Annotated in this window: 1 protein-coding gene; it reads right to left on the reverse strand. The window is 40.4% G+C overall.

What is annotated here, in order from left to right; genetic code table 11:
* On the reverse strand, positions 1-528 hold a 528-nt coding region (locus WMO25_RS18485; RefSeq protein ID WP_349086725.1), incomplete at its 3' end, for an ATP-binding protein.
* Positions 529-807: the final 279 nt, after the last annotated feature.

An 807-nucleotide genomic window follows, 5' to 3' on the forward strand; every position in this document is an offset into this window, starting at 1 on the left:
ATCAAAGAGCTTATCTTTGTCACTAATATCATCATAATACTGGCAATATTCCTGGAAGCTGAAAGGAAACACATGAATTTCAATATAGCGTCCGGTAAACAGAGTTGCCAGATCTGCACTCAACAGGAAAGCATTAGAGCCTGTTACATAGATGTCGTATTTTCCCTTAGAGTACAGGCTATTGATTGCCAACTCAAACTTGGGACACATCTGAACCTCGTCTACAAACAGGTAGTTCGTTTTTCCTTCCTGATAATGTTCTTCCACATAGGCGTGTAAGGCATGGTATTCCTTGATTTCTTCATACGCCAAATCCATGAAGTCGATGAAGATAATATTGATGTTTTCAAAATTGCTTTTCAGATACGCAATATACGCCTGCATCAATTTGGACTTACCAGATCGACGAATGCCCGTGATGATCTTGATGTCAGGAGTACCATTCAGTTCAATGATTCTATCGAGATATTTTGCTCTCGTGATTGTTTTCATATAGTCACCCGCTTTCAAAAATTGAAGTTTTTTCATTTCTCGAAACCGCTTCGCTGTACTTATTATACTGTCTGCTAATAGTATATGCAAGATGTCACTTTCAAAAACGCAAATTTTTTTATTTTTTGAAAGCGGAAACTATGTAAAGGCAACCCGAAGGCTGCCCCAGGCATCAAGCCTATCCTGTTTACACAGGTTCATTATCATCTTCATCGACGGAGCTATCTTCATCGTCGTCCTCAAACTCCGGATCGTACCCATAGTCCTCGTCATCGTCCACATAATCAGCATCTGGGTCAGGCTTTGCCGCTTCCT

Source organism: Coprococcus intestinihominis (genome assembly GCF_040096555.1).
In the GTDB taxonomy this organism is placed as follows: Bacteria; Bacillota; Clostridia; order Lachnospirales; family Lachnospiraceae; genus Coprococcus_A; species Coprococcus_A intestinihominis.